15 protein-coding genes are annotated in these 17213 nt (G+C 60.8%); 9 read left to right on the top strand and 6 right to left on the bottom strand.

What is annotated here, in order from left to right; translation table 11 throughout:
• Positions 1 to 13 precede the first annotated feature (13 nt).
• A complete protein-coding gene (plsB, locus tag WJM78_RS21935) occupies positions 14 to 2437 on the bottom strand; it encodes a glycerol-3-phosphate 1-O-acyltransferase PlsB (protein ID WP_339012112.1) in 2424 nt (807 codons plus the stop codon).
• A 204-nt stretch (positions 2438 to 2641) separates the two neighbouring features.
• Here plsB and lexA point away from each other — a divergent pair, with 204 nt between their 5' ends.
• From lexA to WJM78_RS21915, 4 genes are all read left to right on the top strand, one after another.
• Positions 2642 to 3265 (top strand): transcriptional repressor LexA, encoded by a 624-nt coding sequence (gene lexA, locus WJM78_RS21930; protein ID WP_275930406.1) that lies wholly within the window; start codon positions 2642 to 2644, stop codon positions 3263 to 3265.
• 462 nt (positions 3266 to 3727) lie between these two features.
• Complete coding sequence (locus WJM78_RS21925) at positions 3728 to 4015, top strand: hypothetical protein (protein WP_339012107.1); 288 nt, start codon at positions 3728 to 3730, stop codon at positions 4013 to 4015.
• A gap of 222 nt (positions 4016 to 4237) precedes the next feature.
• On the top strand, positions 4238 to 4864 hold the full coding sequence (locus WJM78_RS21920) for an SCO family protein (RefSeq protein ID WP_339012104.1): 627 nt from the start codon (positions 4238 to 4240) through the stop codon (positions 4862 to 4864).
• 22 nt (positions 4865 to 4886) lie between these two features.
• Positions 4887 to 6272: an MATE family efflux transporter gene (locus tag WJM78_RS21915; RefSeq protein ID WP_339012101.1), complete on the top strand. Its 1386-nt coding sequence runs from the start codon at positions 4887 to 4889 to the stop codon at positions 6270 to 6272.
• 76 nt (positions 6273 to 6348) lie between these two features.
• Here WJM78_RS21915 and trmL read toward each other — a convergent pair whose 3' ends face one another.
• From trmL to WJM78_RS21900, 3 genes are all read right to left on the bottom strand, one after another.
• Entirely contained in the window at positions 6349 to 6810 is a 462-nt protein-coding gene (gene trmL / locus WJM78_RS21910; RefSeq protein WP_339012098.1) for a tRNA (uridine(34)/cytosine(34)/5-carboxymethylaminomethyluridine(34)-2'-O)-methyltransferase TrmL, read from the bottom strand.
• A gap of 81 nt (positions 6811 to 6891) precedes the next feature.
• A complete protein-coding gene (locus tag WJM78_RS21905) occupies positions 6892 to 8247 on the bottom strand; it encodes an ATP-binding protein (protein WP_275930402.1) in 1356 nt (451 codons plus the stop codon).
• Positions 8244 to 8939: a response regulator gene (locus tag WJM78_RS21900; protein WP_275930401.1), complete on the bottom strand. Its 696-nt coding sequence runs from the start codon at positions 8937 to 8939 to the stop codon at positions 8244 to 8246. The genes WJM78_RS21905 and WJM78_RS21900 overlap by 4 nt, the downstream gene beginning before the upstream one ends.
• An 87-nt stretch (positions 8940 to 9026) precedes the next feature.
• Here WJM78_RS21900 and WJM78_RS21895 point away from each other — a divergent pair, with 87 nt between their 5' ends.
• From WJM78_RS21895 to WJM78_RS21880, 4 genes are all read left to right on the top strand, one after another.
• Positions 9027 to 9938 carry a cation diffusion facilitator family transporter gene (locus WJM78_RS21895; RefSeq protein WP_042037444.1) on the top strand — a complete coding sequence of 304 codons (912 nt, stop codon included), beginning with the start codon at positions 9027 to 9029 and terminating at the stop codon, positions 9936 to 9938.
• Positions 9939 to 9946: 8 nt separating this feature from the next.
• The gene (gene cysE / locus WJM78_RS21890) at positions 9947 to 10726 is read left to right on the top strand and encodes a serine O-acetyltransferase (RefSeq protein ID WP_042037445.1); all 780 of its coding nucleotides are present in this window, start codon (positions 9947 to 9949) and stop codon (positions 10724 to 10726) included.
• A 21-nt stretch (positions 10727 to 10747) separates the two neighbouring features.
• Positions 10748 to 12028: a hypothetical protein gene (locus WJM78_RS21885; protein ID WP_275930400.1), complete on the top strand. Its 1281-nt coding sequence runs from the start codon at positions 10748 to 10750 to the stop codon at positions 12026 to 12028.
• A 246-nt stretch (positions 12029 to 12274) separates the two neighbouring features.
• Positions 12275 to 12484 carry a cell division protein ZapB gene (locus WJM78_RS21880; protein WP_042037447.1) on the top strand — a complete coding sequence of 70 codons (210 nt, stop codon included), beginning with the start codon at positions 12275 to 12277 and terminating at the stop codon, positions 12482 to 12484.
• Between the two features lie 72 nt (positions 12485 to 12556).
• On the opposite strand, the gene elbB is transcribed toward WJM78_RS21880, so the two are convergent.
• Complete coding sequence (gene elbB / locus WJM78_RS21875) at positions 12557 to 13207, bottom strand: isoprenoid biosynthesis glyoxalase ElbB (protein WP_339012085.1); 651 nt, start codon at positions 13205 to 13207, stop codon at positions 12557 to 12559.
• Positions 13208 to 13607: 400 nt separating this feature from the next.
• On the opposite strand from elbB, the gene polA reads away from it, so the two are divergent.
• A complete protein-coding gene (polA, locus tag WJM78_RS21870) occupies positions 13608 to 16364 on the top strand; it encodes a DNA polymerase I (protein ID WP_339012082.1) in 2757 nt (918 codons plus the stop codon).
• 85 nt (positions 16365 to 16449) lie between these two features.
• Here polA and WJM78_RS21865 read toward each other — a convergent pair whose 3' ends face one another.
• The gene (locus tag WJM78_RS21865) at positions 16450 to 17016 is read right to left on the bottom strand and encodes a gamma carbonic anhydrase family protein (protein WP_339012079.1); all 567 of its coding nucleotides are present in this window, start codon (positions 17014 to 17016) and stop codon (positions 16450 to 16452) included.
• Positions 17017 to 17213 lie beyond the last annotated feature (197 nt).

The following is a 17213-nucleotide window of genomic DNA, read 5'->3' as shown; positions in this document are numbered from 1 at the left end:
TTTCCGGTCTCTGTCAGAGCCGGTTGCCCGCCTGTATGGTACGGCGGATCTTGGTGCTCAGCAGCGGCACTATGTTGTCGGCCAGTGCCTGGAAGCGGCCCAGATCCGGTTTGCTCTCGGGAGAGAGGTAGCCTTCGCTGCGCAGCGTGTGGATCAGGGTGCTGAACAGCTTCTGGTCGAAGAACTCGGGTGCATTGATGCCGTGCAGGGTGCCGAGGCGCTCCGCCACCATCAGGCCATCTGCTTCCAGCTGTTCCGCCTCGATATAAGGCTGGGCCAGCACCCGGGTCAGTACGATGGCGTAGCGTTGCAGCGTCTCCTGAATGCTTTCGGCCAGCAGCAGCAGGCGCATCTGGTTGCCCGGATTGACCCAGTAGCCGCCATCGCGCGCTTCGACCAGCTGCTGGCGTAGCAGCTCGGCCAGCAGGGCATCGACCAGCGCCGGCAGCTCATCCTCTTCGTAGCGCAGGAACAGCTCCGTCTTGAGCAGCGGGTAGATGTCGACGCAACGAGCAACGATCTCAGCGCGGGAGATCCCCTCGCAACGCTCGATCAGTGCCGCCACCAGGGAGGGCAGGGCGAACAGATGGAGAATGTTGTTGCGATAGTAGGTCAGCAGGATCGCCTGATAGCGGTCCAGGCTGATGATCTGGCCCAGCTTGTCCTCGCTCACCTCGAACTTGTTGAGCTCCATTGCCTGATCCAGCAGTGTCTTGGCATCCTCATCCGGGATTGTGCTCTGCGGGCTGTAGGGCACCTGCTTGAGCATATCCAGGTAGGTGTTGAGCTGGGCCAGCAGTTCGTCCCGTGTCAGGGCGTGTCGCTCGGCGGCCAGCAGCGCCAGCGCGCTCAGGGTCAGGCCGTTGACGGCGGCGGCCCCGTTGATGCGGGTCATCAGCAGCTCGGCCAGCCGGGTGACGGTGGGGGCCATCCACTCGGGGCGCTCTTCCTGACCGATATCGGCCTTCCACGCCGGTACATGTTCATTGAGGTAGCTGTTGAGGGTCAGTGGCTCGCCGAAGTTGACGAAGCCCCGGCCATAGTTGCGCAGCTTGCGCAGGATGCCGAGTACTTGCAGGAAACTCTCTTTCTCCTTGCGGCTGCCCTTGAGCTCGTTGTGGTAGGTGTTCACCTCCATCACGTGCTCGTAGCCCAGATAGACGGGCACCAGGGTCACGGGTCTGTCCAGCCCGCGCATCATGGCCTGCAGTGTCATTGCCAGCATGCCTGTTTTGGGTGGCAGCAGACGACCGGTGCGGGAGCGCCCACCTTCGGTAAAGAATTCCACCGAATAGCCCTTGGCAAACAGCAGGTTCAGGTATTCGCGAAATACGGTGCTGTAGAGCGGATTGCCCTTGAAGGTGCGGCGGATGAAGAAGGCGCCACCATGACGAAAGATCGGGCCTGCTGGCCAGAAGTTGAGGTTGATGCCCGCCGCGATGTGGGGCGGCACCATGCCCTGGTGGTAGATGACGTAGGAGAGCAGCAGGTAGTCCATGTGGCTGCGATGGCAGGGCACATAGACGATCTCGTGCCCTTCCTGCGCCAGCTGGCGTACCTTCTCGGCGCCGTTGACCGAGAGGCCGCGATAGAGTTTGTTCCACAGCCAGCCGAGGAAGCTTTCACTGAGGCGGATCAGCCGGTAGGAGAAATCGGAGGCGATCTCGTCCATGTAACCGTGAGCGCGCTTTTGCGCTTTCTCCAGGCTGATCCCCTCGCGCAGTGCCTCCTCTTCAATCGCCTGCTGGATCACGCTGGAGTCCAGCAACTGCTTGAACAACAGATTGCGGTTCGGCAGCTTGGGGCCGGTGGCTGCCAGTTGCTGGCGGCTGAAGTGGGTGCGGGCCACCCGCGCCAGCTTGTGGGCGATAGCCTCGTCGGTGCCGTACTTGTCCGCCATTTGACGCAGGGAGAGCGGAGGAGAGAAGCGCACCAGGTTCTCGCGGCCCTTGAGGATCACGATCAGCGCCTTCTTGAGGCGGTTCGGTGCCAGGCTGCTGATGATGTTCCAGCCGGAGGCATCTTCCCCTTCCCGGCCGGGGGCGCGGCCCCAGAACAGGGTGACGGGCACCACCTGAATATCCAGCGTCGTATCCTGCTTGTGCAGATCCAGCAGCTGGTGGAACTCCTGCAAGAAAGGCAGTGGCTTGTTGCGTTTGCCGAACAGGGGCGGCGGGCGATCCAGACAGACGTAGCGCGGTAACAACTGGCCGTTCAGCTCCAGCGGCGTAAAGGGGCCGGGCAGGCCGAGATCCTCGCAGCACTGTTGCAGAGTCATCAGGTCGGTGCTCGAGCTGGTTTTCAGGGCATAGACTATGGGTCTGGCCGGATCCAGCTTGAGCTCGGTGATGGGATTTTCCGGCAGGCTCTTGTGATTGACCAAGCCACTGACCGGCCATTGCAAGATGGCTCTGGAAATCTTCTGTCCAAGGGACATGTGCGTCTGCTCTCTGAAAAAATGCGGCATGAGCATAGCAAATCACCGGCGCCTTGTCGCCGAGAGGTACGATGAGTCGGTTGCGCAGGATCAAAACACCGCTAAATGAGTGCCAGGCCATGACAAATGTCAGCTGCGCCTTGCCTTGGCCACAGCACTGTATATACTGCCAGTGTGCTGTATAAAAAGACAGGTGCCAATGTTATGAAACCCCTTACCCCCCGCCAGGCCGAAGTGCTGGAGCTGATCAAGGTGAACATGAGCGAGACCGGTATGCCGCCGACTCGCGCCGAGATTGCCCAGAAGCTTGGTTTCAAGTCGGCCAATGCGGCCGAGGAACATCTGAAGGCCCTGGCCAAGAAAGGGGTCATCGAGATCATGCCGGGGACTTCCCGCGGCATCCGTCTGCTGATCGAAGAGGAAGAGGTGCTGGCAGAGAGTGGCCTGCCGCTGATCGGCAAGGTCGCGGCCGGTGAACCTATCCTGGCGCAGGAGCATATCGAGAGTCATTATCAGGTGGATCCTGCCCTGTTCCACCCCCGGGCGGATTTTCTGCTGCGGGTGCAGGGCATGAGCATGAAGAACATCGGCATTCTGGATGGCGACCTGCTGGCGGTACACAAGACCCAGGAGGTGCGCAACGGTCAGGTGGTGGTGGCGCGCCTCGATGAGGATGTCACCGTCAAGCGTTTCCAGCGCAAAGGCAGCCAGGTGTGGCTGCTGCCGGAAAACGAGGATCTGGAGCCCATCGCAGTGGATCTCTCCAGCCAGCAGCTCACCATCGAGGGGCTGGCCGTCGGCGTGATCCGCAACGCCGACTGGATGTAATCACCCTTGCCATGACACGGCCTCCCGCGGGAGGCCGTGTCATTTCTGTGTCTCTTCCCCCATGATTTCAATCAGATCCTGATGCCCGCCATTTTTGTCTGCGGCGAACGGCCGCAGGTGACTCATTTCAGATATATCATTTGGTTAGGCAGTGAATGTCTTGCACTGCCCCCGGATGCTCGGCAGGACGCTCTTTACCCACTTCGCCGGTGGGGCAGGAACCCAAGGGCTGCCGGGATGTATGACAACAGCCTCATGTGCGCTGGACAGCAATGGCAACCACTGAGAGAGGCGATATCGCGGGATAAGAAGGGAGAGTGGCCAGCATGGCGCTGACGGCAACGACCGTCCGGCGAATGAGGGCGCACTCACGCAGTCGACACGCGGCAGTCACAAGATCTGGCCACCTCGCGGTAGCAGACGATGCCGGTCGGCGTGACCTCATGGTCAAGGAGGACAGGTATGGCTTCAAGCTCGCCATGGGATCCGGGTCTGGCATCGCCCGTTTCTTCCATCACACGTTTCATCAAGGGTAACCGGATGACCCGTTTCTATGCGCTCTGGGTGCATCACAAGGGCGCCTGCTGGACCATCTGGCTGGGCTGTCCCAAGGACAAGATTGTCCGCCTGGTCCGTCTGTTTCACAGTCATCACGACAGGGGGCCGGCGGAGGCTCCCTGGACGGCCCCCGTCATACAGCTCCGTGCCCTGGCCCGCCGCCCCCATGAGCGGCGCAGGCTGCAACCCTGATATCCCCCGCATGCTGCTGACAGCCCCACCCTGACGGTGGGGCTGCTGTTTTCTGGCCTTGCTTGCCCGGCAACCTGCCCATAGCGTCATCACCAGCCCGACGCTGGATGCCAAACCGGCACCCGGTACATGGGATGGTCCGGTCCGGGATTGGCTGGGTTACAATGGGTCATCCATGCGGGCCCGGTCTGCGGGCATGTCGAAGTGAAAGGGTCTGTTGTTATGGTTAAACCGCGTTACCCCTTGCTGTTTCTGCTGCTGGTCGGGGGCATGATGGCCGCATTCTACTGGAGCCAGCCCTCCCGGCCCGAGCAGGCCGACTACTACCCGGCGGGGCGGGATATCAATCCGTTTGCCTTCACCGACGAGGACGGTCAGCCCTTTGTCCCGGCCAGTCTGCTGGGGCAGTGGACCTTCCTGTTTGTCGGTTATACCTTTTGTCCGGATATCTGCCCGACCACGCTGGCGGATCTGCGCTCCGTCTACCCGGCGCTGAAGAAGATCGCACCCGAGAGCCAGGTGGTGTTCATCTCGGCGGATCCGCAGCGGGATGACGTGGCCCGCCTCAAGACCTATACCGCCTTTTTTCATCCCGAGTTCAAGGCTGCGACAGGTTCCCATGACAAGCTGTTCCCGTTTGTACGCAATCTGGGCCTCATCTACTCCATCGCCGATCAGGGGGAGAGGGATTACCTGATAGACCATTCCGCCTCCATCGTACTGATCAACCCGGAAGGCAAGTTGAAGGCCGTATTCCGTCCCCAGATGAACGAGGGGCAGGTGCCGCACGTGGTCATGGCGACCCTGGTCTCCGATTTCGCCAGAATCGTGCGGCTGGAAGGCGAGTGATGCCAGACGAACGGCGGCTGCCATGCTGATCCCGCCCTGGTTGAAAGACGGCCGGCGCCATAGCGCCGTGTTTGCCCTGGCCTTGCCCATGGTGCTCTCCAATATCACCACTCCTTTGCTGGGGCTGGTGGATACCTGGGTGATCGGTCATCTTGGCCAGGCATGGTTCCTCGGTGGCGTCTCGGTCGGGGCGACCCTCATCAATCTCATCTTCTGGTTGCTGGGTTTCCTGCGCATGTCCACCACCGGGTTGACTGCCCAAGCCCAGGGTGCCGGCAGCCCGCACAGCCAGCTCGACACCCTGGCGCGGGCACTCGGCCTTGCCGTCGGACTGGGACTGGCCTTACTACTGCTGTTGCAGCCCTTCCTGCCTTCGCTCATTGCACTCGGTGGCGGCTCTGCCGAGGTGCAGGGCTATGCCGGTGAATATGTGTCGGTGCGGATTTGGAGCGCCCCGGCGGCGCTCTGCAATCTGGTGATCATGGGCTGGTTGTTGGGTATGCAGGATGCCCGCAGCCCCATGCTGCTGCTGATCTTGACCAACTTGGTCAATATGGCGCTGGATACCTGGTTCGTACTGGGGCTGGGCTGGCAGGTGAAAGGGGTGGCTGCCGCCTCGCTGCTGGCAGATTACAGCGCCCTGGGAGTCGGATTCTGGTTGGTGAGCCGTCATTTGCGGCGGCTGTCACCCGAAGTGTGGCAGGGGGCCTGGCAGCGCTGGCGTCAGTGGCCGGCCTTGCTGAGATTGCTCAGCCTGAACCGGGATATCTTCATCCGCTCCCTCTGTCTGCAACTCTGTTTCGCCTTCATGACCCTGCAGGGGGCGCGACTGGGAGACGTGGCGGTGGCCGCCAATGCGGTGCTGCTCAACTTTCTGATGCTCATCTCCTACGGGCTGGATGGCTTCGCCTATGCGGTGGAGGCCATGGTGGGCCGCGCCATAGGTCGGCGGGATCGGCAGGGGCTGCGCGAGGCCATAGTGCTGAACCTGGGGTGGGCGCTGCTCATCGCCATTGGTTTCAGTCTGCTGTTTGCTACGGGTGGCAGTCGGCTCATCGCCCAGATCACCGACATTCCGGCGGTGATCGCCGAGGCAAATCGCCAGCTGCCCTGGCTGATCGTCATGCCATTGCTGGCGGTCTGGTGCTTCCTGCTGGATGGGGTCTTCATCGGTGCGACCCGGGCCCGAGAGATGCGCAACAGCATGCTGGTGGCGGTATTGTGCGGCTTCGTCCCCATCTGGTGGCTCTGTCAGGGCTGGGGCGTGGCCGCCTTGTGGGCCGCCATGGGGGCGCTGATGGCGGGGCGGGGTCTGACGCTGGGGTGGCTGTGCTGGCAATTGGAGCGTGATGGCCGCCTGTTGCACTCACCCCACGATCTGGAACAGGCCGAAGGCGAGCCGTCATAGCCCGGCGGGCATGATCCAGTTGTCAGGGCGGGCCGGTGAGGCCCCTCATCACAGGGTCAGCAGCACTCGGTTGCTGCTAAGAACCCTCATAGCCCAGCTGGCGCCAGCTCTCATACACGAACACCGCCACCGCATTGGCGAGGTTCATGCTGCGGCTCTGGGGCAGCATGGGGATGCGCAGCCGCTGCTCGAACGGTAGGCTTTCGATGAGATCCGCAGGCAGGCCACGGCTCTCAGGGCCAAACAGCATGGCGTCGCCGGGGGCAAACTGCACGGCCGAATGGGCGGTACTGCCCTTGGTGGTGCAGGCGAATACCCGCGTGGGCGCCACTGCTGCCAGAAAGGCGTCATAGTCAGGCCAGCGCTTCACCTCGGCAAACTCGTGATAATCGAGCCCGGCCCGCTTCACCCGCTTGTCATCCCACTCGAAACCCAGCGGCTCTATCAGGTGCAGCCGGTAGCCAGTGTTGGCGCAGAGACGGATGATGTTGCCGGTGTTGGGCGGGATTTCCGGTTGGTAAAGTACTATGTCGAGCATGGCGGGATCCTGATGGGGGTCTAGATTGGGCCGAAAGGGGCGCCAGCATACCCAGCGCCCGGGTGGATGAAAAGAGGTGACTCAGCCGATGGGCAGGCGGATGGTAATGGTCAGTCCGGCCGGCTGGTTGCTGCTGGCGCGTATGGTGCCACCGTGACGCTGGATCGCCTCCGAGGCGATAGCCAGCCCGAGCCCGGTGCCGCCAGTTTTGGCATTGCGGGCATCATCCACCCGAAAGAAGGGCAGGAACAGCTGGGCCTGCTGATCCACCGGCACGCCGGGGCCATCGTCGCGTATGGTCATCACCCACTCCCGTCCTTCCCGATACCAGTCCACCTTGATGAACTCGCGTGCGTACTTGAGTGCGTTACGCAGCGGATTCTCCAGCGCCCGCACCAGCAGCTCGGGCCACATCCGGATCGACTCGGTCGGCAGGGGCGGCAGACGTAATTGCTTGCCGCTCTGGTTGGCCTCGAACATGGCGTCGTCCAGCATGGGCTCCAGCAACTCCGCCAGCGGCATCACCACAGGCACCTCCACGTGTTGCTGCACCCGCGACAGGTCGAGCAGGTCGCCGATCAGCTTGTCGAGCCGGCCAATCTCTGACTCTATCCGGGCCAGCTCGCTGCTGTCCCCCTGCTTGCGACGGATCAGCGCCTGCGCCAGCTGGATGCGGGTAAGCGGGCTACGCAGCTCGTGGGAGATGTCGGACAACAGCTGCTTTTGCTTCTGGATCATGTTCTTGAGGGTATCGACCATGTGGCTGACGTGATCCGCCAGCTGGCCGATCTCGTCACGCCGCCCCAGGTTGGGGATCTGCATCTCCAGGTTGCCCTCCGCCAGCTGGGAGACAGACCGCTGCAACTGCAGTATGGGGCGGGTCAGCCGCCAGGCCAGCAGCAGGCAGAGCGGGGTGCTGACCAGCATGGCGATGCCCAGGATCTGAACCGGGTGATCCAGGATCTGGATGAACAGGAACAGATAGGAGTTTTCGACATTGAGGCCGAAGTAGACGTGATAGATCTGGCCGCGATGTTCCATCTGGAAGGGGCCAGCGATGGCCTGCTGGTGTTCGCTGCCCAGCATGGGCTTGGCCGGGTTGTCCGAATCGAGCATGAAGCGGACCACGAACTTGCTCAGGTGAGTGGTGGATTGCATCTGGCCTGTTGCATCGCGCAGATAGATGTTGTCTACCGGCAGCAGGCCCGCCGCTTCTATGGCCTGGACCAGATCGAACTCCTGCGCGGGATCCGCCCCCTTCTGCAACGCCTTCAGATTGTTGTTCATCCGGGTCATCTCATGCGCCGGCAAGGGGATGATGTTGCGGGGATCCAGGGTTGGCAGTATCACGACGGCCGCCAGCACCACCAGCAGCATGAGCCAGAACCAGAGGAAGATCTGGGTGGAGAGGCCATTGAAGGTACGGGCCGTGCTCATGCCTGTTCCAGCCACAGATAGCCGCGTCCGCGCACCGTCTTGAAGCGGGGCTGGCCATCGGTACGCTCCGGCAGTTTCTTGCGCAGGTTGCTCAGGTGCATATCGATGGCGCGATCGAAGGGCTCCAGCTTCTTGCCGAGCACCTGCTCGGAGAGATGGCCCTTGCTGATGATCTGGCCGGGGTTGCGCAGCAGGCACTCCAGCAGCCCGAATTCGGTGGCGGTGAGCTCCAGCAGCTGATCACCGCTGCTTGCCTGTTGCAGGCCGGGTTGCAGCACCAGATCCATGAAGCGGAGCTCTTCGGAGATGCCGCCGCGCTGGGGCTGGGCATTTTGGGTCCGGCGCAGTATGGCGCGCACCCGGGCCAGCAGCTCCCTGTCGTCAAATGGCTTGGCGAGATAGTCGTCGGCCCCGGCTTCCAGCCCGTTGACCCTGTCCTGGCTGTCGCCACGGGCAGTCAGCATCAGCACCGGCGTGTCGTGGGTCGTGCGCAGCCTGGTCAGCATGGCGAAGCCGTTGAGCCTGGGCATCATGACGTCCAGCAGCACCAGGTTGAAGTCCTGCTCTGCCAGTCGCTGCAACCCCTCTTCGCCATCTTCGGCGACGGTGACCTGGAAGCCTTCCAGAGTCAGAATTTCGGTGAGCAGCTGGGTCAGCTCGAGATCGTCGTCGACCAGGAGTATTTTGTGCATCTGATAGTCATTCCGCTGATTTTTCACGCCAAGCCGGCGCAGGGGTCAGGGTATAATAGATTTTTAACCGCAAGAGGAAAGCCGGTTTTGAGCCATCAACAATATTCCCGCTGGGTGACGCTGGCCAGCATGGCCGCCGTTACCACGGCTACTGTGCTGATCACCGGCAAGCTGATCGCCTGGCTCATGACGGATTCATCGAGTCTGCTGGCATCGCTCACCGACTCCCTCATGGATGTCAGCGCTTCCATCATCAACCTGCTGGCCATTCGCTATGCGCTGGCCCCGGCCGATGACGAGCACCGCTTCGGCCACGGCAAGGCGGAGTCGCTGGCGGGGCTCATCCAGTCTGCGTTTATTTCGGGCTCGGCCCTGCTGCTGGTGATGCACGGCATATCCTCCTTGCTTAACCAGGCACCCATACTGCGGCTCGAAGCGGGCCTCTGGGTCAGCGGCGGTTCCATCGTGCTGACCCTGCTGCTGGTCAGTTTCCAGGGTTTTGTCATCCGCAAGACCAACAGTGTGGCCATCAAGGCCGACATGTTGCACTACCGTTCCGACCTGCTGCTCAATGGCGGCGTTTTGCTGGCGCTGGTGCTGGCGGGGCGGGGCTGGTTCTGGGCCGATGGCCTGTTTGCCATCCTGATCGGCCTGTTCCTGCTGTGGGGCGCCATCCATATCGGTTATGAGTCGGTGCAGGCGCTACTCGATCGTCAGTTGCCAGCCGAAGAACAAGCGAGAATAATGGCTCTCTGCTGTGAAGTCGAAGGTGTCCACGGGGTGCATGATCTGCGTACCCGTCAATCCGGTCCGACCCGCTTCGTGCAGTTGCATCTGGAGCTGGATGATCAGCTCCCTCTGATTAAGGCCCATCAGATCGCCGATGAAGCCGAACTGGCGGTGCGTCAGGAATTTGAGCGCATGGATGTCATTATTCATATGGACCCCATCTCTGTGGTGCACCAGGAACAGCAAGGCACTCCATCAGAACAACAGTAGGCTGTAACATGGATGATCTGGTTGCCAAAACCTGGCAAAAAATTGAGCGAGAAGCGGCATGCATGGTGACCGAAGAACCCATGCTGGCCAGCTTCTTTCATTCCACCATTCTCAATCACAAGAACCTGTGCTCGGCCCTCAGCTTTCAGCTGGCCAACAAGCTCGACAGCGCCACCATGCCAGCCATCGCCCTGCGCGAGGTGATCGAGCTGGCCTTGCGCAGCGAGCCCGATCTGTTGGCGGCAGTGGCGGCCGACATCTGCGCCGTGCAGGAGCGTGACCCTGCGGTCGATCTCTTCTCCACCCCGCTGCTCTACCTCAAGGGCTTTCATGCCCTGCAAGGGTATCGGGTTGCCAACTGGCTGTGGCGTCAGGGCCGTCGCTCGCTGGCGCTTTACCTGCAAAACCAGATCTCCGTGGTGTTCGGGGTCGACGTGCACCCGGCGGCGCGGATCGGTAAGGGCATCATGTTTGACCATGCCACCGGCATAGTGGTCGGCGAGACGGCGGTGATCGAGGACGATGTCTCCATCCTGCAGAGCGTGACCCTGGGCGGTACCGGCAAGGAGGGCGGTGATCGCCACCCCAAGATCCGCGAGGGGGTGATGATAGGGGCGGGCGCCAAGGTGCTCGGCAATATTGAAGTGGGGAGGGGCGCCAAGATAGGTGCCGGCAGCGTGGTGATCAACCCGGTGCCACCGCACACCACAGTGGCTGGCGTACCGGCCAAGATAGTGGGCCGCCCGGAGTGCGACAAGCCTTCGCTGGATATGGATCAGTGCCTCTGATCCCCTGACCGAGACGATTCGATGGCCAAACGCTGGTCAGGTTATCTGATCCTGGGGATGTGGCTGCTCAACCTGCTGCACCTCTATCTGGGATTATCCCCCTGGCCGGCGGCCATCGCTGCCTGGGCTGCCTCCCTGCTCACCTGGCCCTGGCTGGTGGGGGCGGCCAAACGGCAGGCCATGGCCCTGTACGGAGCGGCTCTGTTGCTGCTGATTTTCTCCTGGTGGCGGGGCGCGAGCCTCAACCCGGGCGCCTGGCTGCTGCCCAACATCAACATGCTCACCATGTTTGCCGCAGTGAGCACCCTCAACCTGGCGACGTCAGGCTTGCTGACCGGCACTGCCTCCTGGTCAGGTCGCAAGGGGCTGTGGAGCACCATGGCCAGCCTTAACCTGCTGGGGGCTGTCATCAACCTCTCTGTGCTGTTCATCATTGGCGATCGGCTGGAGCGTGGAGGCACTCTGGAGCGGCGCCAAGTGATGGTGCTGAGCCGGATCTTTTGTGCCGCGGCCTTCTGGTCCCCCTTCTTTGTCGCCATGGCGGTGGCGCTCACCTATGCCCCTGGCCTGCAATTGTCGAGCATACTGCCGTTTGGCGTGGTTGCCGCGCTGCTGGCGATGGGACTGACTGCCTGGCAGGTGGAGCGACTCGGGGTTGAAGACTTTGCTGGCTACCCGCTGCGGTTGCAGACCCTTGGGCTGCCAGTGGCCCTGGCGCTGTTGGTGCTGCTGATCAAGCAGATCTGGCCATCGCTCGGCATTTTGGCTGTGATCGCCTTGGTGGCCCCCGTGCTGGCGCTGCTCTTTATGCCGAGGGTCGGACGCAAGGCGGCGCTCAAGCGACAGGTGCTGGAGCGCTTCCCGGCCATCGGCGGTCAGCTGGTGCTGTTTCTGGGGGCCGGTTTGCTGGCCGCCGGTATCAACAGTGCGCTGTCGGTGCTCGAACTCGGTGGCGAGCACGGGCTGCCGCTCTTCAACCACTTCGGCTGGCTGGAGTCCTCGCTCACCCTGCTGCTGATCCTGCTGGTGGCCATCGTCGGGGTGCATCCGCTCATCAGCATCTCCGGGCTGGCGCCGCTGTTGTGGCCGTTGGCGCCGGATCCCAGCCTGCTTGGCATGTGCTTCTTGCTGGGCTGGGGGCTGGCGACCGGCACCAGCCCGCTCTCCGGATCCAATCTGGCATTGGCTTCCCGTTACAACCTGAGTGCCGGATTGATCCTGCGCTGGAACCTGCTCTATGGCCTGCTGATGTACGCTGTCGCCTGTCTGTTACTGGGGGCCTATATCGCCTTGCATGGATAAGGGCGGTTCCATCAGGATGGGGCCAATGATGCTCTGTTGGTGGGGCCGTTTACGCATAGTTCAGTGTGTTGTCGCGACTCGGGCGCAGGATGCGAGAAAAACAGACGCATATTTAGGCAATACATCTATGGAAGGCGCATTTTACAGCGCACTGGCTTGTTTGTGCTGATGCCCTCGGGGTATGCTGGCTTCACGCGCTTGAATCGCCCTCTGTGGGGCATCGCAATTGAACATACAGGTATGCATATGTCACTAGAAGTCCTTGAGCAACTCGAATCCAAAGTACAATCCGCCGTCGACAACATCTCTCTGCTGAAGATGGAGCTTGACGAGCTGAAAGAGCAAAACGGCAAGCTGCAAGACGAAAACCATCAGCTGCGCAACGAACATGTTGCCTGGCAGGAACGTCTGCGTGCCCTGCTGGGCAAGATGGATCAGATGGGCGAAACCATCTAATTCATCGCCTTCAGGCAGAATTGAAAACGGGCCGCTCCATGAGCGGCCCGTCTGTTTTTGGCGGGGTGCGGATTACAGTGCCAGCAGCTGTTTGACCGTCTTCTCGATGCCGTCCGCCGCTTCGACAATATTGTTGGCCAGCATGTAGGCGGGGGTGGAGATCACCTTGCGCTCCTGATCCACCACGAACTCGTTGACCGGGCAGTTGAGGTGGCTGCCGCCCATGGCCTCGATGGCGTTGGCTGTCCCTTCGTCATGGCCTATGGTGGCCAGAGTGCCGGCGCCATAGATGAGCGGGATCATGGCCGGTGCGATGCAGATGTAGGCCGCCGGCTTGTGGGCATTGGCAAAGCTCTGACAGGCTTTCAGCACATCCGGCTGGATTTGGCACCCGGCGCCCTTGGTGGCGAAGTCGCACAGGTTCTTGGCTGCGCCAAAGCCACCTGGCACCAGCAGGGCGTCATAGTCGGCCGCATCCAGCTCGGCCACATCCCTGATCTGGCCGCGACAGATGCGAGCGGCTTCGACCAGCACGTTACGGCTCTCCCCCTCGCTGATTTCACCGGTCAGGTGATTGATAACATGGAGCTGCGCCACGTTCGGTGCGAAGCATTGGGTGGTGGTACCCTGGCGGGCCAGTGCCAGCAGGCTGATGACGGCCTCATGGATTTCGGCACCATCAAAGACGCCACAGCCACTCAAAATCACGGCCACTTTTTTCATGGCAAACCCCTCGTTGTTGAAAATGTGAGCCAAGATGGATTGTTGTACTTTTGTATGGTTATCGCTCGCCATCCGCTGGTCAAGTCATCTTGCTGTGCTAGGATTGTTTAGTTTTGGATCCTGCCGTACCTACTCCCTTAAATCTTTTTCCACATTGATCGAGATCATTTCAACAGTCTCATGATCGGTTTTATATGTCTTAGTTTGCTGTTTTATATGGCTTTTTATATTTTTGTGCACAGTTTTATCACGGTCGATCATACTGCCCCCCATTTTTGAACACAGACTTATCCACAGCTTGAGTCCCTTTGGCTGCCCGTTTATGGGGCTGCAGCTCCCCTTGGTGTGAGGGGGGGCCTGTGGCATCCTAGCGGCTGTTTATCTCTGGCAGGACGATTTCATGGCCCCTAGCACCCCCCTTATTCTGGTCGACGGCTCTTCTTATCTTTACCGTGCCTTCTTCGCCTCCCAGCAGGCCGATCTGCGTACATCGACCGGTTTGCCGAGCGGCGCCGTCCGTGTCATGGCCAACATGATGCGCAGCCTGCGCAAGCAATACCCTGACTGCCATGTGGCCGTAGTGTTCGACGCCAAGGGCAAGACCTTCCGCGACGACATCTATCCCGAGTACAAGGCGACCCGTGCCAGCATGCCGGACGATCTGCGCAGTCAGGTCGCCCCCATCCATCAGATGATTAAGGCGATGGGTTTCCCCTTTTTAATGGTTGAAGGCGTCGAGGCGGACGACGTGATCGGCACCCTGGCCCGCCAGGCGACCGAGAAGCAGCTGCCGGTGCTGATCAGTACCGGTGACAAGGACATGGCGCAGCTGGTCTCCGACCATGTCACCCTGATCGACACCATGAAAGATGTGAAGACCAATCGGGAAGGGGTGATCGAGAAGTTTGGCGTGCCGCCGGAGCTCATCATCGACTATCTGGCCCTGATGGGTGACAAGGTAGACAACATCCCCGGTATGACAGGCGTCGGCGAGAAGACGGCGCTGGCCCTGTTGCAGGGGATCGGCAGCATAGATGAGATTGCCGCCAACCTCGACAAGGTGGCGGCCCTCGGTTTCCGCGGTTCCAAGGCGTTCGCCGACAAGTTCCGCGAGCAGGAGGAGCAGGTGCGCCTCTCTTATGTTCTGGCCACCATCAAGACCGATGTCGAGCTGGAGCAGAGTCTGGAACAGCTGCTGCTCAAACCGGTCGACAAGGAGTCCCTGCTGGCGGTCTACCGCGAATACGAGCTGCGTAATCTGATCAAGGAGCTGGAGTCCGGTGGTGAAGAGAGTGCTGGACAGGAAGAGGCTGGCGATGACAGCGCCGCTCCGGTTGCCGCCATCGAAACCGACTACCACTGCATTCTGGACGAAGCCGAGTTTGACGGCTGGCTGGACCAACTGCAGGCCGCACCGCTGTTCGCCTTCGATACCGAAACCACCAGTCTTGACTATATGGAGGCGCGGATCGTCGGTGTCTCCTTCGCGGTTGAGCCGGGCAAAGCCGCTTATGTGCCGTTTGGCCATGACTATCTCGGGGCGCCGGTGCAGTTGAGCGAGGCTGTGGTACTGGGCAAGCTCAAGCCGCTGCTGGAAGACCCGACCCGTCTCAAGGTGGGGCAGAATCTCAAATACGATCGCAACGTGCTGCTCAACCACAACATCGACCTGCAGGGTATCGCCTACGACACCATGCTCGAATCCTATGTGCTTAACTCCACCGCCAGTCGCCACGATATGGATTCGCTGGCCAAGCGTTACCTCGGGGTCGAGACCACTTCGTTTGAAGATATTGCAGGCAAAGGGGTCAAGCAGCTCACCTTCAATCAGATCGAGCTGGAGCAGGCTGCCCCTTATGCGGCAGAAGATGCCGATATCACCCTGCGTCTGCACCAGACCCTGTGGGGTCAGCTGGAAGCCGTGCCAGGCCTTTCCAGAGTATTCAGCGAAATCGAGCTGCCGCTGCTGCCGGTATTGGCGCGCATGGAGTTGCTCGGGACCACCATAGATCCCAAGCTGCTGCACCAGCAGAGTCAGGAGATCGAACTGCGTCTGGCCGAGCTGGAGCGTCAGGCCCATGAGCTGGCCGGACAGGAGTTCAACCTCTCCTCGCCCAAGCAACTGGGGGAGATCCTCTTCACCAAACTGGGGCTGCCGATCATCAAGAAGACCCCCAAGGGGGCGCCGTCCACCGCAGAAGAGGTGCTGGCCGAACTGGCGGAAACCTATGAGCTGCCGCGTCTCTTGATGGAGCACCGCACTCTGGCCAAGCTCAAGTCCACCTACACCGACAAGTTGCCGCTGATGATCAAGCCCCAGACCGGGCGGGTACACACCTCCTATCATCAGGCGGTGGCGGCCACGGGTCGTTTGTCATCGTCTGACCCCAACCTGCAGAACATCCCGGTGCGCAACGAGCAGGGGCGCCGGATCCGTCAGGCCTTCATTCCGAGCGCCGGTTACAAGCTGGTGGCGGCGGACTACTCCCAGATCGAGCTGCGCATCATGGCGCACCTCTCCGGTGACAAGGGTTTGCTGACCGCGTTCGCCGAGGGCAAGGACATCCACAAGGCAACCGCTGCCGAGGTATTCGTCGTGACGCTCGATGCGGTCACCACCGACATGCGCCGCAGCGCCAAGGCGATCAACTTCGGCCTTATCTACGGCATGAGTGCCTTTGGTCTGGCCAAGCAGTTGGGGATCGGTCGCGCCGAAGCGCAGAAGTACATGGACCTCTACTTCGAACGCTACCCGGGCGTGCTGGAGTATATGGAGCGCACCCGCCAGCAGGCGGAAGCGCAGGGCTATGTCGAGACCCTGTTCGGCCGTCGCCTCTATCTGCCGGATATCAAGTCCCGCAACGCCGGTTTGCGCAAGGCTGCCGAGCGGGCCGCCATCAACGCCCCCATGCAGGGGACGGCTGCCGATATCATCAAGCGCGCCATGATCAACGTGGACAGCTGGATCCGAGGTATCGAGGATGAGTCGATCCGCATGTTGATGCAGGTGCACGATGAACTGGTGTTCGAGATCCGCGAAGAGAAGCTGGAGGAGTACACCGCCATCATCAAGGAGAAGATGTCGGCCGCAGCCGAACTGCATGTGCCCCTGCTGGTCGAAGCTGGCACCGGCGATAACTGGGATCAGGCCCACTGATTTCCAGCCAGCCGTTCTGAACTGCTATATAGCTATATAAGAAGCTAAGCCCGGCATCATGCCGGGCTTCCTCTATCTGCCGATCCTATAAGGTCTCTTGCAGATACTCATCCTTGAGCAGGACATAGTTGTCGGCCGAGGTTTTGAGAAACGCAATCTCGGCGGGCTTGAGCGCCCGGGCCTGTTTGACCGGGTTGCCCATATAAAGGAAGCCGGCTTCGAGCCGCTTGCCCGGCGGCACCAGCGAGCCCGCGCCGATCATCACATCATCCTCAACCACTACCCCATCCAGAATGATGGCCCCCATGCCGACCAGCACCCGGTTGCCTATGGTGCAGCCGTGCAGCATCGCTTTGTGACCGACCGTGACATCTTCACCGATCAGCAGCGGATAACCGTCAGGATTGCCGGCACTCTTGCGAGTCAGGTGCAGCACGGTGCCGTCCTGAATATTGCTGCGGGCGCCGATGCGGATATGGTTCACATCCCCCCGTGCCGCTACCATGGGCCAGATACTGGCATCGTCGGCCAGCTTTATATCTCCTACCAGTGTCGCGCAGGGATCTACATACACCCGTTTGCCCAGTTGCGGGCGTTTTCCCTTGTAGGGTCTCAGTCGCAAGTCCATCTTGGCCTCCTTGTTTTCGGCCATTCTAGCAATCCAGAACCAGTTTCTGTGGATAAGTTTGTATAAAAGCTGTGGTTGGTTATGAATAACTAAATAAGTGCAGTTTTTTGCAATTTTATTGCCGATGAGGGGTTGCCAGAAAGAATCTGTTCCCTATAATGCGCCTCCATCGACAGGGCAAGCGGTAACGCAGTTAAGCCAGTCGGTGCCTCGAAAAGCCT

The sequence above is a fragment of the Aeromonas popoffii genome (assembly GCF_037818705.1).
Classification (GTDB): Bacteria; Pseudomonadota; Gammaproteobacteria; order Enterobacterales; family Aeromonadaceae; genus Aeromonas; species Aeromonas popoffii.
Note: the sequence above shows the minus strand (reverse complement) of the source record. Positions and strands in the feature narration are given on the sequence as shown.